Below are 14,989 nucleotides of genomic sequence, written 5' to 3' on the forward strand. Positions count from 1 at the left end.
GCTGCGCCCGTGGGCTCGGTCTCCGGGGGCTCAGTCGACGAGCACGCGGTCCACCTGGTGGGCGCGGAGATACGCCCAGTCGTACTCGATGCCCAGGCCCGGGCCTTCCGGGACGGCGACGCAGCCGTCCTCCCCCACGGCTGACGCGTCCTCCACGTAGTCGCCGGCGTACACCGGCGGGTGGAGCGGGTTCCCGCTCGTGGGATCGAGCAGACCCAGCTCGTAGTAGTTCGTGTTGCGGATCGCCGCCATGCAGTGCCGTTGGGCGGGACCCGAGGCGTGGACCTCCAGGTCCAGCCCGATCGATTCCGCCGCGTGCGCCGTCTTCATCACGCCCGTGATGCCCATGTCCAGCTCGGGGTCCGCGCGCAGGAAGTCAGATCCTCCGCCGAGCGCCACCGCCATCCGCTGGTCCAGCCCACGGACGAACTCCGTGATGAGCACCGGCGTGCGGATCCGCTCCCGGAGGATGCGGTGCGCGAACGGGGCGTCGGCGCGCATGGGATCCTCGAGCCAGAACGCACCCACGTCGTCGCAGGCACGCCCCAGCTCGAGCGCCTGGGCGAGCGTCGGCAGCCCGTTCCCGGGGTCCGTCATGACGTGCATCTCCCCCGCCGCCCCGTCCGCGCTCGCCCGTAGCGCGGCGATCTCCTCCCGCAGGCCGGCGTTCACCGGGCCGTGCAGCTTGAACCCCGGGAAGCCGAGCTCGCGGCACTCCCGCGCGAACTCCGCGTACGTCTCGGGTGAGCTCAGCGTCCCCAGTCCACCGCCGCCCGAGAGGGTCGACGCGTAGGCGGGCAGCCTCGTCCGGTACCGCCCGAGCATCGCGCTCACGGACATGCCGGCCCGGCGGCCGGCAAGGTCCCAGAGCGCGATGTCGATCGCGCCGGCACCGATGCGGTCCGTCTTGGCGAAAGACTCGTTCGCCCGGTCCCACACGAGCTCCCGGTCGTCGCTGGACATCCCGACGAGCGAACGCGCGAGCGCCTTCGTGACCGTGACCCCGAACGGGGGCGCCGACCACAACGGGGCGTACGACCCGACGGCACCGGAGGAGTCGGTGATGCTCACGACGAACCTGCGCTGCGTGCGCGTCGTCGGCACCGCGAGCCTGCGCCCGGCGGCGTCGAACCCGATGGGGACGTGGTGCTCGTACTCCACGACCTCGACGGACGTGATGCGGGACATGGACGACCTCTCCGCGCGCCAGGGACGCGCTACTTGATGCCGGTGGTGGCGATGCCGCGGGTCAACGCCCGCTGGGCGAACAGGAACACGATGAAGACCGGCACGAGCGACAGGATCGACATCGCGAACAACGCGCCATAGTTGCTCAGCCCGGTCGAGTCCTGGAACGTGCTGAGGCCGACGGGCACCGTGTAGAGATCCGGCTTGCTGAGGTACAGCAGGGGCGTGAAGAAGTCGTTCCACGTCCAGATGAACGTGAACACCGTCGTCACGCCGATGGCCGGGATGCACAACGGAAGGATGACGCGGAAGAACGTCCGGAACGGACCGCACCCGTCCAGAGCCGCGGCGTCGTCGAGCGTACGCGGTATCCCGCGGATGAACTGCACCATGAGGAACACGAAGAACGACTCGACGGCCAGAAACTTCGGCAGCACGAGCGGAACGTACGTGTTGATCCAGCCGAGCGTGTGGAACAGGATGTACTGCGGGACGATCGTGACGTGGAACGGGAGCATGATCGTCGCCAGCATGAGCCCGAAGAGCGGCCCTCGGAGCCGGAACTGCAGGCGGGCGAACGCATACGCCGCGAGCGTGCAGGACGCGAGATTGCCCACGATGCACAGAACGGCCACGAGCATCGAGTTCGCCATGAACCGGCCGAACGGCACCGTCAGGGACGTCCAGCCCTCGATGTAGTTCTCGAACGTGAGACCGTCGAAGGAGAGGGCCGCGTCGAGCGTCGCACTCGGAGTGAGGGACTTCACGAACATCCAGATCAGCGGATAGATCATCACGAAGCCGAAGCCGAGGAGCAGCAAGTGTTTCCACCCCTGGCTCGTCGCCCAGGTCATCACGGTCGAGGATTGCTCACGTCTCATAGTGCACCCAGTACTTCGAGGCGATGAAGTTCACGGCGGTGAAGGCGCCGATCACGATGAAGAGGATCCAGGCCATGGCACTGGCGTAGCCCATGTTGAAGGCCTGGAATCCCGACTGGAACAGGTACAACGAGTAGAAGAGGGTCGAGTCGGCCGGTCCGCCCGTCCCGGAGCTGATGATGTACGCCGGCGTGAACGCCTGGAACGCGCCGATCAGCTGCAGGACGAGGTTGAAGAACACGACGGGCGACAGCAGCGGCAGGATCACCGACCAGAAGCGCCGGAGGGCACCCGCGCCGTCGACCCGGGCGGCCTCGACGAGGTCGTTCGGGATCTGGCGCAGGCCGGCCAGGAAGATGACCATCGGCGACCCGAACGTCCACACGTTCAGCACGATGAGCGTGTCCAGCGCGTGCGCCGGATCGGCGATCCAGCCACCCATCGTGATCCCGAACCAGTCGGCGACCTGCACCACGAGTCCCTGGCTGGAGAAGATCTGACGCCAGAGCACGGCGACGGCGACGCTCGATCCGAGCAGCGACGGCAGGTAGTAGATCGATCGGTAGATGGCGAGCCCCCGCACGCCCCGGTCGAGGAGCACGGCGATCGCGAGCGCGAACACGAGCTGGAGCGGCACCGACACCAGGACGTACCTGGCCGTGACGCCGGCTGAGGCGATGAACCGGTCGTCCTGCGTGAACAGGCGCACGTAGTTCGCCGCGCCGACCCAGGACGGCGTCGAGCCGAGCCGGTAGTCGGTGAACGACAGGTACAGCGAGGCCAGCATCGGCCCGAGCGTGATCCCGATGACGCCGATGAGCCACGGGATGAGGAACACGTAGGCGACCGCGCCGCCACGGCGTCGGGGGGCCCGGGCTCCGGCTCTCGACCGACGGTCGAGAGCCTGAGCCGGGTTGCCGAGGGCGACCATGACTAGACGCCGACGGCCGGGCTGTCCGCGTCGAGCGGCTGCCAGAACTCCGCCGTGCCCTCCCACTCACGGACCCCGTCGGCCACGGCGTCGAGCCGCTCCATCGTGGCGCCGTCGTAGTGCCCGAGCGACAGACCGTCGGCCCCCGCCTCGACGGCCGCCTTCACGCTCAGCCGGAGGGTCTCCGGTGTGGCGTTGGGACGGACGCCGAGAGCGGCGATGAGCTTCTGGTCCTCGCGGAGGGAGCGACGCACCTTCATGAGCTTCGACCGCTTCCAGCCGACGCCTTCGAGGGTGCCCCGCTGGTCGGAGTAGTCGGACTCCCGCACCGAGTCGACGTGCGCGAACGCCGAGCGGAAGTCGAGGCCCGCCTTCTCCGGGTTGGCCATGTACGTGTTGTAACGGAACTCGACGTCCCGGCCCGCTGCGCGCGTCGCCTCCCGGACCATCCCGAACACCCGGTTGACCGAGCGCTTCCGGAACTGCAGCCAGGCGACGAACGCGTCGTTCTCCAGCAGGAGCGTCGACTGCGCGACGTTCGCCTCGTCCAGCAGCTGACGCTCGTGCTGGGCGGCGAGCCCGTCCATCCGGGCCATGCTCGCGAGGTGGCGCACCTCGTCGGTGATGGCACCCCAGTCCAGGCCCTCCGACTCTGCCTGCGCCTTGCAGGCGGAGCAGAAGCACCCGCCCGTCGCGACGTTGAGCCACCCGACCCAGGACTCGTCCACCGGGCCGAGGGTCCCCGCGTCCGACGTGCCCGGCCCGAACAGGATCAGACAGGTCTGGACGTAGTCGACGTCGTAGTTGAGGACGAGGTCGCGGAACAGGCCGACGAGGTAGGTCTGCACCTCCGGGTGGTTGAGGCACGGAAGTCCCCGTCCGCCGGTCCGGCCTCCCCAGACGCCGAGGATCTCCCCGAACACGTCCCGTTGGAGCACGTGCGGGAACTCCGCCCGGGCCACCGCAGCATCCAGGATGGTGTGCGAGATCTCGCATCCGGTCCGCATCCCGCGAGCGCGGGCGCCGTCGATGAGGACCTGCAGCCAGTCGGTCCCCTTGAGGAAGTCCCGGTCGCTGGTCAGCGGCTTGATCTCGCCCGGGTACTGCGCGGGATCGGGCTTCCAGTACGCACGGCTGTCCTCCGGCATGTACATCCGACGGACCGGGTTGTGCGGGTAGAACCGGGCATGCAGAGGGCGCTTCTCCTCGTGCATGAGACCCACGAGGTAGGCCGAGTTCACCCGCGATCGGCTCGCGAGCACGTCGAGGCAGTGGTCCACCCCCTCGTCGGCGAGGTCCCAGGCGTAGAGGCTGGCAGCGATCTCGTCCAGAGGCATCGAACAGGACTCCTTCGTCGGTGGTGTCGGGTGGTGCGGGTCTGAGGGGTGGTGCGGACGGTGCGACGCCGGTGTGTCAGCCCGCGCCGAGCGCGTCCCGGAGCTCGCCGAACACGCGAGCGGTCGCGTCGTCGACGGTGAGCTGCCCGTAGGCGAGCTCCTCCATCGTGCGGGTCATCCCGGAACCGAAGGCGGCACCCGTGGTCGGGGTCGCCGGAACGGGGTCGAGCTCCGCGGTCGCCTCGAACTCGATGTAGTCGAGGAAGATCGCCTCCGGCTCGCTGATGGTGGGCTTGATGTGCTCGCGGATCGCCGAGGTCGGCGGCGCTCCGATGGTCGTCCCGATGATCTCGGCACGCTCGGGGTCGTTGAGCATGAAGTCGGTGAACAGGATCGCGGCCTCCGGGTTCCGCGTGTCCGCCGAGATGGCCATGGTGTTCGGGTCGAGGCCGATGTAGCGGTTGCCCTCACCCCCGTTGCCGGGTGATGGCATGAGCGTGAGCTCGTGGTCGGTGAGCGTCGAGAGCTCCGCCATCTGGTTCGAGTTGCGCATGTGGAACGCGGCCATCCCACGGATCATCGGCGCGCCCTCGAAGAACGGGTTCTGCTCGAGCGCGAGAGCGACCGGGACGGCGGCGCCGGCGTCACGCATCCGCGTCCAGTACTCCGCCCACTCCCGGAACGTGGCCTCCGTGAAGCCGATGTCGCCGTCGTCGGTCCAGAGCTGCTCGCCGCGCTGGCGCGCCCATGCCCGGAAGTAGTTGCCGGCCCCCGCGTACGTGGGCTCGTCGGTGCCCCAGAAGTCGGGACCGAGAGCGTCGTGCACCTGCAGCGAGATCTCCTCGTACTCGTCCCAGGTCCACGCCTCCGGATAGCTGGGCGGCACGATGCCGAGGGGCTCCAGCACCGTGAGGTCCGCGAAGACGCCCACGGACTGCAGCCCGTGCGAGATGGCCCACTGCGCGCCGTCCACCTGGCCACCGGCCGCCAGCGTGCTGTCGGTGAAGCCGGACGCGTCGATCCCGTCGCCGAAGAGCGGACCGAGCTCCATGAGCTTGCCCTCGGCGACCATCGGAGCGAAGAGGTCGCCGTGCACCCAGAACACGTCCGGGAGGTCACCGCCGGACATCGCGACGCTGAGCTTCGTCTTGATCGCGTCGATGTCGGCGTACTCGGGGCTCACCCGGATGTCCGGGTGCCGTTCGTGGAACAGGTCGATCGCACCCTGGAAGCGCTCGACGCGGTCACCCGAGCCCCAGAACATGAAGCGGAGCGCCGCCGAGCCCCCGGAACCGCTCGAACCACCCCCGCTCCCGCCCGACCCGCAACCCGCGAGGGACATGGCTCCGAGCACGCCTGCTCCGGCGAGACCCCATCCGAGGAGGTCGCGTCGTCCCAACCCTGAGGACATCCTGCACATCCCTTCCGCGTCGCCCGTGACGCTTCGGACCATGCGGCCCGCCTGAGCCGGCCGCCCGCCGACCGGTGACGTCGATGGCGATGTCTGCCGGCGGTGTAGACAATCGTCCACACTGTACGATTGTCTGTCAAGTGTACGAGCCCTACAGTTCACATCACCTGACATCAGGAGGCTTCGATGCCCGACCCCCTACTGGCAGCCAACGTGTCGCTGCTCTTCACCGAGGTTCCGCTGCTCGACCGCCCCGCTCGCGCGGCCCGAGCGGGGTTCGACGCGATCGAGATGTGGTGGCCGTTCGAGAGCCCCGTCCCGGCGGCCAGCGATCTCGCGGACCTCCTCCTCGCGATCGAGGACGCCGGGACGGCGCTCGTGGCGATGAACTTCTTCGCCGGGGACATGCCCGCCGGGGAGCGCGGCGTGGCGTGCGACCCGGCTCGTGCGGCGGACCTGCGCGCCAACGTCGACGTCGTCGGCGCGGTCGCGGAACGCACCGGCTGCCGGCGGTTCAACCTGCTCTACGGCAAGCTCGCCCCGGAGCTCGACCCCCCCACGCAGCACGCCGCGGCCGCCGACGCCGTCGCCGAGGCCGCGGCGACGCTGCATCCGACGGGCGCCGTCGTGCTGCTCGAACCGCTCGCGGCCGAGCTGAACGGCTCCTACCCGCTGCACACGCTCGAGGATGTGCTCGCCGTCATCGACGGCCCGCTGCGGGAGCGGTCGGCACTGAACGTCGCCCCGCTCTTCGACACGTTCCACCTCGGCATGAACGACGTCGACATCGTTGCTGCCGCCGTCCGGCACGGAGCGCGCATCGGGCACGTCCAGATCGCCGACGCACCCGGTCGCGGCGAGCCCGGATCCGGCGCGCTGCCGATCGCGGCGGCGCTCAGGTCGCTCCGCGACGCCGGCTACGCCGGACCCGTGGCCGCCGAGTACGCGCCGACGACGACGACCGAGTCGACGCTCGGCTGGCGGACGACGCTGTGACGCCGCAGTCAGTCAGTCGCGGCGCCGTTGCTGACCCGGCGCGACACCGAACCGAGGTGCTCGGCCACGAGGCGCTCGGCCGCCTCCGCGTCGCCGCCCGCGATCGCCGTGAGGATCGCGCGGTGCTCGGCGGCTACGCCCACCGCCTGCTCCAGGAGCAGCACCTGGTCCTGGATGATCGCGAGCTGTGCCTCGCCCATGACCTGCTGGTGGGCGCGATCGCGCCGCAGGCTGCCCGAGGCCGAGACGAGCGCCCGGTGGAAGGCGACGTCGGCCTCCACGAGGCGCGCGACGTCGCCGGTGGCGTCAGCCGCCTCCATCTCCGCAAGCGCACGCTCGGCGTCCGTCGGGACGGACTTGCCGGACGCCAGGGCGACGACGGCGACGCGCTCCAGGAGCTCCCGCAATGCGAAGACGTCCTGGATGTCCGCGGCGTTGAGCACGGGCACGTGGGCACTGCGGTGCATCGTCCGGACGAGCAGCCCTTCCGTGACCAGGCGCTCGACGGCGGCCTTGGCGGTGGGGCGGGCGATGTCGAACCGCGTCGCGAGGCCCTGTTCCGTCAGCGGCTCGCCCGGGGGGATTCGGGCCGCCAGGATCTCCGCGCGGAGCGCGGCGTACGCCGCATCGACGAGGGAGACGCCGCGGACCTGCTGTACCTCCATGAGGACCCCTTTGTTGTCTGACAACCGTACCTGACTGACCATAACAGTCTCATCCTACGGGACGCCGTCCCCACGCGAAGGAGCTACAGCATGACGAACATCGGGTTCATCGGAGCGGGCGTCATGGGCGCGCCCATGATCGCCAACCTCGTCTCGGCCGGGCACTCGGTCCGCGGGTTCGCGAGATCAGCGGCGTCGCGCGAGCGGATCGCCGCGGCCGGCGCCGCCGTGGCGACGGCCGCTGACGACTGCCTCGAGAGCGACGTGCTCATCTCGATGCTCCCCGACTCGCCCGACGTCGCCGCCGTCTACCTCGGCGAGCGGGGCCTCGCCCGGTCGGTGTCACCGCAGCAGATCGTCGTCGACATGAGCACCGTCACCGCCGAGACCGCGATCGCCGTGCACGACGCCGTGGGTGCCGCCGGCGGCTCGGCGCTCGACGCTCCGGTGAGCGGCGGCGAGCAGGCCGCCGTCGAGGGTTCGCTCAGCATCATGGTGGGCGGCGAGCCGGACGTGATCGAGCGCGTCCGCCCGCTCCTGGAGGCGATGGGCTCCGCGATCACGCACGTCGGACCCCCTGGTTCGGGGCAGCTCACGAAGGCCGCCAACCAGCTCATCGTCGCCACGAACATCGCCGCCCTCGCCGAGGCGGTGGTGCTCCTCGAGTCGTCGGGGATCGACGTCGGCGCCGCACTCACGGCCATCGGCGGCGGGCTCGCCGGGTCCACGGTGCTCGAGCGGAAGCGGGCCGCGATCCTCGCCGGCACGTACCGACCAGGGTTCCGCGCGGCGCTGCACGACAAGGACCTCGGCATCGTCGCCGCGGCCGCTCGCCGCGAGGGGATCGCGCTGCCCGTCACGGCGGTGGTGTCCCAGCTCATGGCCGCGCTCCTCGCCCGCGGCGACGGCGAGCTGGACCACCTCGCGCTCCTCAAGCTCGCGCGCGAGCTGAACGGCCGGGCGGGCTGAGGCAGCGTCAGGCGGAGGTGCGCTGCGTCTCCTCCGCCTCGACGGCGGCGTTCCAGTCACGCTTGCGCGCGCGCCACTCCTCGTCGCTGCTCCCGCGACGCCAGTAGCCCGAGATGGAGAGCCGCTCTCGCGGCATGCCCCGGTCGAACCTCAGGTACGAGCGCAGCTCACGCACGAATCCGGCATCGCCGTGCACGAACGCGTGGACGTCGCCGTCCGGGAGGTCCGCGGCCCGGACCGTGGCGGCGAGCTCCTCCCCGGGCGGCAGCGCCGAGCACGCCCGGTGGACCCACCGCAGCCGGACGTCGGCCGAGGTCGTGAGCGTCAGCTCCTCAGCGCCGTCGGCCACCTCGACGAAGACGTCCGCCCGGGCGCCGACCGGCAGTCGATCGAGCGCCGCGGCGATGGCGGGAAGCGCCGCCTCGTCGCCGACCAGCAGGTGGGCGTCGGCCTCCGGGTCCGGGGCGTACGCGCCGCCCGGGCCGAGCGCCTGCACCGGGTCGCCCACCTCGGCGCCCGCCGCCCACGGCCCGGCGATCCCCTCGTCGCCGTGCACGACGAGGTCGATGGCGAGGCGACCGGCGTCGTCGTCGAACCACCGGATCGTGTACGCGCGGAGCACCGGCCACTGCTCCGGCGGCCGGGTGGCCCTGACCTCCTCGAGGTCGTACGGCTCGGCGTAGTCGGCGCCTGGCCGCGGGAACGCGAGCTTCACGTACGTGTCGGTGAACTCCGGCATCGGGAAGTCGGCGAGCGGCGCGCCGCCCGGGCCCGCGAACACGAGCCGAACCAGGTGCGGCGTGAGCCACTGCTTCTCGACGACCTCGAGGCGGGTCACGCGCCCTTTGTTGTTCGGCATATTCGGTAAGCCTACCCTCACTCGGCCCCACGACGGACGCCGGCGACGCCGTGGGCGCCCGGAGTCGCCGTCACCGGAAGCGGTCCGCCTCGAGCAGCCGCAGCCACACCTCCGACACCGTCGGGTACGCCGGCACCGCGTGCCACAGGCGCGACATCGGCACCTCGCCGACGACGGCGATCGTCGCCGCGTGCAGCAGCTCCGCGACGTCCGGACCGCAGAACGTCGCACCGACGACGACGTCCCGCGCGTCGTCGATCACGAGCTGCGCCCAGCCGGCGTAGTCGTCGGCGTAGAGGGACGACCCGGCGACGGCGATCTCCAGCTCGACGGTCCGCACCTGCAGCCCGGCGTCGCGCGCGGCGTCGGCGGAGTGCCCGACCGACGCCACCTGCGGGTCCGAGAACACGACCTGGGGCACGGCGACGCCGTCAGCCGTCGCCGCGACGTCGGACCACGCCTCCACCGCACCGTCGAGCTTCCCGGCCGCGCGCTGCGCGATCGCCGTCCCGACCGCCCGCGCCGCGTACTTGCCCTGGTGCGTGAGCGGGGCGCGCCCCGTCACGTCACCCGCGCCGTACAGCCACGGGACGTCGGGAACGCGGCCGGAGTCGTCCACGTCCAGCGGGTCTCCGGGCTCCAGCCCCGGGCGCGCCCACTCGAGGCCGACGTCGCCGGTCGCCGGGCGCCGGCCGGTCGCCACGAGCAGCTCGTCGGCCAGGATCGTTGAGTCGTCGTCGAGGTGTACGAGGACGCCGCCTGGCTCGTCGTCGTTCGCGCCGACGCGCCGCTCCACGCGCCGCACCGAGACGCCGAGGCGCACGTCGACGCCGTCCGCCTGCAACCCGGCGGCGACGAGCTCGCGCGCCGGGGCGGCGAACGCCCGCAGCACCGCGTCGCGAGCGAGCAACGTCACGTCGGACCCGAGCCGCGCGAACGCCTGCGCGAGCTCCGTCCCGGCCACACCCGCCCCGAGCACGACGAGCCGCCCCGGCACTGACTGCGCCGCCGTCGCCTCGCGCGTCGTCCAGAACGGCGCCTCGTCGAGGCCGTCCAGGGACGGGATCACCGGCACGGACCCGGTCGCGACGACGACGGCGTGCCGCGCCTCGATCGTCACCTCACCGCCGTCGGGCGTGCCGACCGTCACCACGCGCTCGCCGGTGACCCGGCCGTGCCCGCGCACGACCCGCAGCCCCGCGCCCTCCGCCCAGGCGACCTGGCCGGCGTCGTCCCACCCGGCGGCGAAGCCGTCCCGCCGCGCCAGCACCGCCGCGACGTCGAGCCCGCCCCGCACGGCCTGCCGGGCGCCGTCGACCCGGCGGACGCCGGCCAGCGCATCACCCGGCCGCAGCAGCGCCTTCGACGGCATGCACGCCCAGAACGAGCACTCGCCCCCGAGCAGGTCCCGTTCCACGATGACGGCGTCCAGGCCGCCCTTGTGCGCGTAGTCGGCGACGTTCTCGCCGGTCGGTCCGCCGCCGAGGACGACGACGTCGGTCGTGAGAGAAGAGTCCATGCCCCGAGCCTCCCGCGCGCCGGGCCGGCGTGCTACTGCTGGGTCATCGGGCCCGAGCCCGTCGGGGCACAGTCACTGGTTCGGGGGCGCGGGCGGCGGCGCGGGCGGCGGCGGGGGCGGCCCCGGCGGGTAGGGAGGCTGCTGGGGCGGGTACGGCTGCGGGCCCGACCGGGTACGGTCCGCCCGCTGGCCGCGCCTCGTCACGACGACGATCAGGCCGACGACCACCACGACCGCCAGGAACCCGGCGAGCACGACGAGCACGGGCAGCAGGAAGGGTCCCTCGTCCGCGTCACCAGCGTCCTCCGCCTGGCCGGCATCCCCTCCGGCCGCCCCGTCGTCGGCCGTGCCCTCGATCTGCGCGATGGAGGGCACCGCGTCCGGGTCGTCCCGCAGCAGCGGATTGACGTCCTCGAATGTGGTCGGGTCCGTCGCCATCAGGGCCGGAACCGAGATGAGTCCGTAGCCGGTGTCGTCGTTCCGGGCGGGCTCCTGCACGGATCCGCCGGTGGTGCGGATCAGCGACTGGATGAGCTGGTTGCCTGTCGCCTCCGGGTAGGCGGACTTGACCAGGGCGAGGGCGCCGGAGGTGAACGCGGTGGCCTCCGACGTCCCCGACGAGAGCCACTGAGCGTTCCAGGCGCCGCCCTCCCACCCGGTGCGGACGATCTCGACGCCGGGTGCCACGACGGTCAGCCGTGGGCTCACGACGGGGTTGTCCATGAGCTCGGAGTTGATGTCGTGCGCCTCCACCGAGACGATCCCGTTCGCCGTCGCGGGCCAGCCGAGCTCGCTCGGCGGGTCGTTCGGCATGGCGTTCACGATCACGACGCCGGCGCGAAGCGCTTCGGCGAAAGCCTCGCCGTTGTCCTCGGTGAAGGCGCCGCTGAACGACATGCTGATGATGTCGGCGCCGGCCGCCACGGCCGCCCGGACGGACTCGTCGACCCGGCCGGTGCAGCTCCGGTCGTTGATGACCGTCACGTAGCTGAGGATGGTGGCCTCCGGGGCGATCCCCTGCGAGCTCGGGAACCCGCCCACCTCCGCGCCGTTTCCGACCAGGAGCTCCGCCATCGCCGTGCCGTGCTCGGCCTCCTCCCCGGTGCTCGTGCCCGGGAAGGGGGTGCCCTCGTCGGGGCACACGTAGTCGGGCTGGGTCCGGATGTCCGCCCCAGCGAGCGTGGGGACCTCGACGTTCACCGGGCTGTCGAGCAGCGCGATCGTCACCCCGGCGCCGGTGGCGCTCTGGTGCGCCTGCGGTACTCCGGTCTCGCTGAAGTACCAGAGGCCGCCGAGGCTCGTGTCCCAGTCAGCGGAGGCGGGCGGCGCCGCCACACCGATCAGGAGCGCGGTCGTGGCGGCGGCGGCGAGCGCCGTAGCCGCTCGGCGCCGGGTCGCGACACCCCGCGGGACGATCTCGGTCTGTCTCATGACGGTGATCGTCGCTCCGCGTCGTGGCCGATCGAGTGGGCTGCCGACACCCTCCCACACGAGCGACCCGGGCCCCGACGATCCGCGGCCGGCCCGGGCAGCGCCGGCGACGCCGTCAGCCGCGACGGCGCGAGATCGTCCGACCGAGCCACACCAGCGGGTCGTACCGCCGGTCGGCGACCCGCTCCTTCATCGGGATTAGGGCGTTGTCGGTGATCTGGATGTGCTCCGGGCAGACGTCGGTGCAGCACTTCGTGATGTTGCACAGCCCGAGGCCGTGCTCCTCCTGCGCGGCCGGCACGCGGTCCACCACGTCGAGCGGGTGCATCTCGAGCTCCGCGACCCGCATGAGATAGCGCGGGCCGGAGAACGCCTCCTTGTTCTCGTCGTGGTCGCGCACCACGTGGCACGTGTTCTGGCAGAGGAAGCACTCGATGCACTTGCGGAACTCCTGCGAGCGCTCGACGTCCATCTGCTGCATGCGGTACTCGCCCGGCGCGAGGTCGGCCGGCGGCGTGAACGACGGGACCTCGCGCGCCTTCGTGTAGTTGAACGACACGTCGGTCACGAGGTCGCGGATCACCGGGAACGTCCGCATCGGCGTGATCGTCACGACCTCGTCGGGCGTGAACACGGACATCCGCGTCATGCACAGCAGGCGAGGTCGGCCGTTGATCTCCGCGGAGCACGAGCCGCACTTGCCCGCCTTGCAGTTCCAGCGCACCGCGAGGTCCGGCGTCTGCGTCGCCTGCAGCCGGTGGAGGACGTCGAGCACCACCTCGCCCTCGTTCACCTCCACGTCGAAGTCGCGCAGCTCGCCGCCGTCGTCGTCGCCCCGCCACACCCGGAACCGGCCCGTGTAGCTCATGCGCTCGCTCCCTGCTCCGGGTGCGAGGCCAGCTCGCCCCCGGTGTAGTACTTCTCGAGCTCGGTGAGGTCGAAGAGCGCGAGCAGGTCGTCGCGCATCGGCGCCCGCTCCTCCGGCTCGACGACGACGCGCGGCACCACCGGGTCGCCGCCGCCGTGGTCGGCGCACCGCGTGACGAGCACCCGGTGCCGCCACTGCGCGTCCATCCCCGGGTGGTCCTCTCGCGTGTGGCCGCCGCGGCTCTCCGTGCGCAGCAGGGCCGACGACGCGACCGCCTCCCCCACCATGAGCATGTTCCGCAGGTCGAGCGCCAGGTGCCATCCCGGGTTGTACTGCCGGTGTCCCTCGACGACGACGCCGCGCACGCGCTCCCGCAGCTCGCCGAGCCGCTCCAGCGCCGCCTGCATCTCGGCCTCGGTCCGGATGATGCCGACGAGGTCGTTCATCGCCGTCTGCAGCTCGGCGTGCAGCGTGTACGGGTTCTCCCCGGAACCCCCGTCGGCCGCGGGGTCGAAGGGCGCGACGGCCATGGCCGCGGCGTCGTCGACGGCGGCGGCGCGCACGGCCGGACGTGACTCGAGGCCGGAGACGTAGTCGGCGGCGCCGAGCCCGGCACGCCGCCCGAACACGAGCAGGTCCGAGAGCGAGTTGCCGCCCAGCCGGTTCGAGCCGTGCATCCCGCCGGAGCACTCCCCTGCCGCGAACAGCCCGGGCACGCTCGAGGACCCCGTGTCCGGGTCCACCTCGATGCCGCCCATGACGTAGTGGCACGTGGGGCCGACCTCCATGGGCTCGGCGGTGATGTCGACGTCGGCCAGCTCCTTGAACTGGTGGTACATCGACGGCAGCCGGCGCTGGATCTCGTCCGCCGGCATCCGGCTCGCGATGTCGAGGAACACGCCGCCGTGCGGCGAGCCGCGACCCTCCTTGACCTCGGTGTTGATCGCCCGTGCCACCTCGTCGCGCGGCAGGAGGTCCGGCGTCCGGCGGTTGTTCTCCTGGTCGGTGTACCAGGCGTCCGCCTCCTCCACGGTCTCCGCGTACTGACCCTTGAACACGTCCGGGACGTAGTTGAACATGAACCGCTCGCCGGCAGAGTTCTTGAGCACGCCGCCGTCGCCGCGCACGCCTTCGGTGACGAGGATCCCCTTCACGCTCGGCGGCCACACCATGCCCGTGGGGTGGAACTGCACGAACTCCATGTCGATGAGCCCGGCTCCGGCGCGCATCGCCAGGGCGTGCCCGTCGCCCGTGTACTCCCACGAGTTCGACGTCACCTTGAACGACTTCCCGATGCCGCCCGTCGCGAGCACCACGGCCGGCGCGGAGAACACGACGAATCGGCCGGACTCCCGCCAGTACCCGAACGCCCCGGCGATCGCGCCGTCGTCGCCGGTGAGCAGCTCGGTGATGGTGCACTCCGCGAACACGCGCAGCCGCGCCTCGTAGTCGCCGGTGGCCGCGTAGTCCTCCTGCTGCAGCGACACGATCTTCTGCTGCATCGTGCGGATGAGCTCGAGGCCGGTGCGGTCGCCGACGTGCGCGAGCCGCGGGTACGTGTGCCCGCCGAAGTTGCGCTGACTGATCCGGCCGTCGGCCGTGCGGTCGAACAGCGCCCCGTACGTCTCGAGCTCCCAGACGCGCTCGGGTGCCTCCTTCGCGTGCAGCTCCGCCATGCGCCAGTTGTTGAGGAACTTCCCGCCGCGCATCGTGTCGCGGAAGTGCACCTGCCAGCTGTCGTTCGAGTTGACGTTCCCCATCGCCGCCGCGCAGCCGCCCTCCGCCATGACGGTGTGCGCCTTGCCGAACAGGGACTTGCAGATGACGGCCGTCCGCAGGCCACGCTGGCGTGCCTCGATCGCGGCCCGCAGGCCCGCACCACCAGCCCCGATGACGAGGACGTCGTAGTCGTGTCGTTCGGTCTCGGTCAACGC

13 protein-coding genes are annotated in these 14,989 nt (G+C 71.5%); 2 read left to right on the forward strand and 11 right to left on the reverse strand.

What is annotated here, in order from left to right; all coding sequences use genetic code 11:
- Window positions 1-30 precede the first annotated feature (30 nt).
- The 5 genes from BCAV_RS17900 to BCAV_RS17920 form a co-directional block, all read right to left on the reverse strand.
- Window positions 31-1,188, reverse strand: a complete 1,158-nt coding sequence (locus tag BCAV_RS17900; RefSeq protein WP_015884032.1) for an enolase C-terminal domain-like protein — start codon at window positions 1,186-1,188, stop codon at window positions 31-33.
- Between the two features lie 29 nt (window positions 1,189-1,217).
- Window positions 1,218-2,042, reverse strand: coding sequence for a carbohydrate ABC transporter permease (locus BCAV_RS17905; protein WP_015884033.1), 825 nt, complete (start codon window positions 2,040-2,042; stop codon window positions 1,218-1,220).
- Window positions 2,043-2,058: 16 nt separating this feature from the next.
- The gene (locus BCAV_RS17910) at window positions 2,059-3,000 is read right to left on the reverse strand and encodes a carbohydrate ABC transporter permease (RefSeq protein WP_015884034.1); all 942 of its coding nucleotides are present in this window, start codon (window positions 2,998-3,000) and stop codon (window positions 2,059-2,061) included.
- Between the two features lie 2 nt (window positions 3,001-3,002).
- A complete protein-coding gene (locus tag BCAV_RS17915) occupies window positions 3,003-4,337 on the reverse strand; it encodes an alpha-amylase family protein (RefSeq protein WP_015884035.1) in 1,335 nt (444 codons plus the stop codon).
- A gap of 76 nt (window positions 4,338-4,413) precedes the next feature.
- Window positions 4,414-5,748 (reverse strand): extracellular solute-binding protein, encoded by a 1,335-nt coding sequence (locus tag BCAV_RS17920; RefSeq protein WP_187292826.1) that lies wholly within the window; start codon window positions 5,746-5,748, stop codon window positions 4,414-4,416.
- Window positions 5,749-5,934: 186 nt separating this feature from the next.
- On the opposite strand from BCAV_RS17920, the gene BCAV_RS17925 reads away from it, so the two are divergent.
- Entirely contained in the window at window positions 5,935-6,744 is an 810-nt protein-coding gene (locus BCAV_RS17925) for a hydroxypyruvate isomerase family protein (protein WP_015884037.1), read from the forward strand.
- An 8-nt stretch (window positions 6,745-6,752) separates the two neighbouring features.
- On the opposite strand, the gene BCAV_RS17930 is transcribed toward BCAV_RS17925, so the two are convergent.
- Window positions 6,753-7,409: a GntR family transcriptional regulator gene (locus tag BCAV_RS17930; protein ID WP_043347489.1), complete on the reverse strand. Its 657-nt coding sequence runs from the start codon at window positions 7,407-7,409 to the stop codon at window positions 6,753-6,755.
- Between the two features lie 90 nt (window positions 7,410-7,499).
- On the opposite strand from BCAV_RS17930, the gene BCAV_RS17935 reads away from it, so the two are divergent.
- On the forward strand, window positions 7,500-8,378 hold the full coding sequence (locus tag BCAV_RS17935; RefSeq protein ID WP_015884039.1) for an NAD(P)-dependent oxidoreductase: 879 nt from the start codon (window positions 7,500-7,502) through the stop codon (window positions 8,376-8,378).
- A gap of 7 nt (window positions 8,379-8,385) precedes the next feature.
- Here the strand turns inward: BCAV_RS17935 and BCAV_RS17940 are convergent, their stop codons facing one another.
- The 5 genes from BCAV_RS17940 to BCAV_RS17960 all read right to left on the reverse strand — a co-directional run bounded on the left by BCAV_RS17940 (window position 8,386) and on the right by BCAV_RS17960 (window position 14,986).
- Window positions 8,386-9,216 carry a siderophore-interacting protein gene (locus BCAV_RS17940; RefSeq protein WP_245528889.1) on the reverse strand — a complete coding sequence of 277 codons (831 nt, stop codon included), beginning with the start codon at window positions 9,214-9,216 and terminating at the stop codon, window positions 8,386-8,388.
- Window positions 9,217-9,307: 91 nt separating this feature from the next.
- Complete coding sequence (locus BCAV_RS17945) at window positions 9,308-10,756, reverse strand: dihydrolipoyl dehydrogenase family protein (RefSeq protein WP_015884041.1); 1,449 nt, start codon at window positions 10,754-10,756, stop codon at window positions 9,308-9,310.
- Window positions 10,757-10,828: 72 nt separating this feature from the next.
- Entirely contained in the window at window positions 10,829-12,187 is a 1,359-nt protein-coding gene (locus tag BCAV_RS17950; RefSeq protein WP_015884042.1) for a S8 family peptidase, read from the reverse strand.
- 115 nt (window positions 12,188-12,302) lie between these two features.
- A complete protein-coding gene (locus BCAV_RS17955; protein ID WP_015884043.1) occupies window positions 12,303-13,055 on the reverse strand; it encodes a succinate dehydrogenase/fumarate reductase iron-sulfur subunit in 753 nt (250 codons plus the stop codon).
- Entirely contained in the window at window positions 13,052-14,986 is a 1,935-nt protein-coding gene (locus BCAV_RS17960) for a fumarate reductase/succinate dehydrogenase flavoprotein subunit (RefSeq protein ID WP_015884044.1), read from the reverse strand. The genes BCAV_RS17955 and BCAV_RS17960 overlap by 4 nt, the downstream gene beginning before the upstream one ends.
- Between the last annotated feature and the right edge of the window lie 3 nt (window positions 14,987-14,989).

The organism is Beutenbergia cavernae DSM 12333 (assembly GCF_000023105.1).
GTDB classification, from domain to species: Bacteria; Actinomycetota; Actinomycetes; order Actinomycetales; family Beutenbergiaceae; genus Beutenbergia; species Beutenbergia cavernae.

Bases quoted from the DNA above. Each gene is read 5' to 3' on its own strand.
- BCAV_RS17900 (WP_015884032.1), bottom strand. From the start codon at position 1,188: ATGTCCCGCATCACGTCCGTCGAGGTCGTGGAGTACGAGCACCACGTC.
- BCAV_RS17905 (WP_015884033.1), bottom strand. From the start codon at position 2,042: ATGACCTGGGCGACGAGCCAGGGGTGGAAACACTTGCTGCTCCTCGGC.
- BCAV_RS17910 (WP_015884034.1), bottom strand. From the start codon at position 3,000: ATGGTCGCCCTCGGCAACCCGGCTCAGGCTCTCGACCGTCGGTCGAGA.
- BCAV_RS17915 (WP_015884035.1), bottom strand. From the start codon at position 4,337: ATGCCTCTGGACGAGATCGCTGCCAGCCTCTACGCCTGGGACCTCGCC.
- BCAV_RS17920 (WP_187292826.1), bottom strand. From the start codon at position 5,748: ATGTCCTCAGGGTTGGGACGACGCGACCTCCTCGGATGGGGTCTCGCC.
- BCAV_RS17925 (WP_015884037.1), top strand. From the start codon at position 5,935: ATGCCCGACCCCCTACTGGCAGCCAACGTGTCGCTGCTCTTCACCGAG.
- BCAV_RS17930 (WP_043347489.1), bottom strand. From the start codon at position 7,409: ATGGAGGTACAGCAGGTCCGCGGCGTCTCCCTCGTCGATGCGGCGTAC.
- BCAV_RS17935 (WP_015884039.1), top strand. From the start codon at position 7,500: ATGACGAACATCGGGTTCATCGGAGCGGGCGTCATGGGCGCGCCCATG.
- BCAV_RS17945 (WP_015884041.1), bottom strand. From the start codon at position 10,756: ATGGACTCTTCTCTCACGACCGACGTCGTCGTCCTCGGCGGCGGACCG.
- BCAV_RS17950 (WP_015884042.1), bottom strand. From the start codon at position 12,187: ATGAGACAGACCGAGATCGTCCCGCGGGGTGTCGCGACCCGGCGCCGA.
- BCAV_RS17955 (WP_015884043.1), bottom strand. From the start codon at position 13,055: ATGAGCTACACGGGCCGGTTCCGGGTGTGGCGGGGCGACGACGACGGC.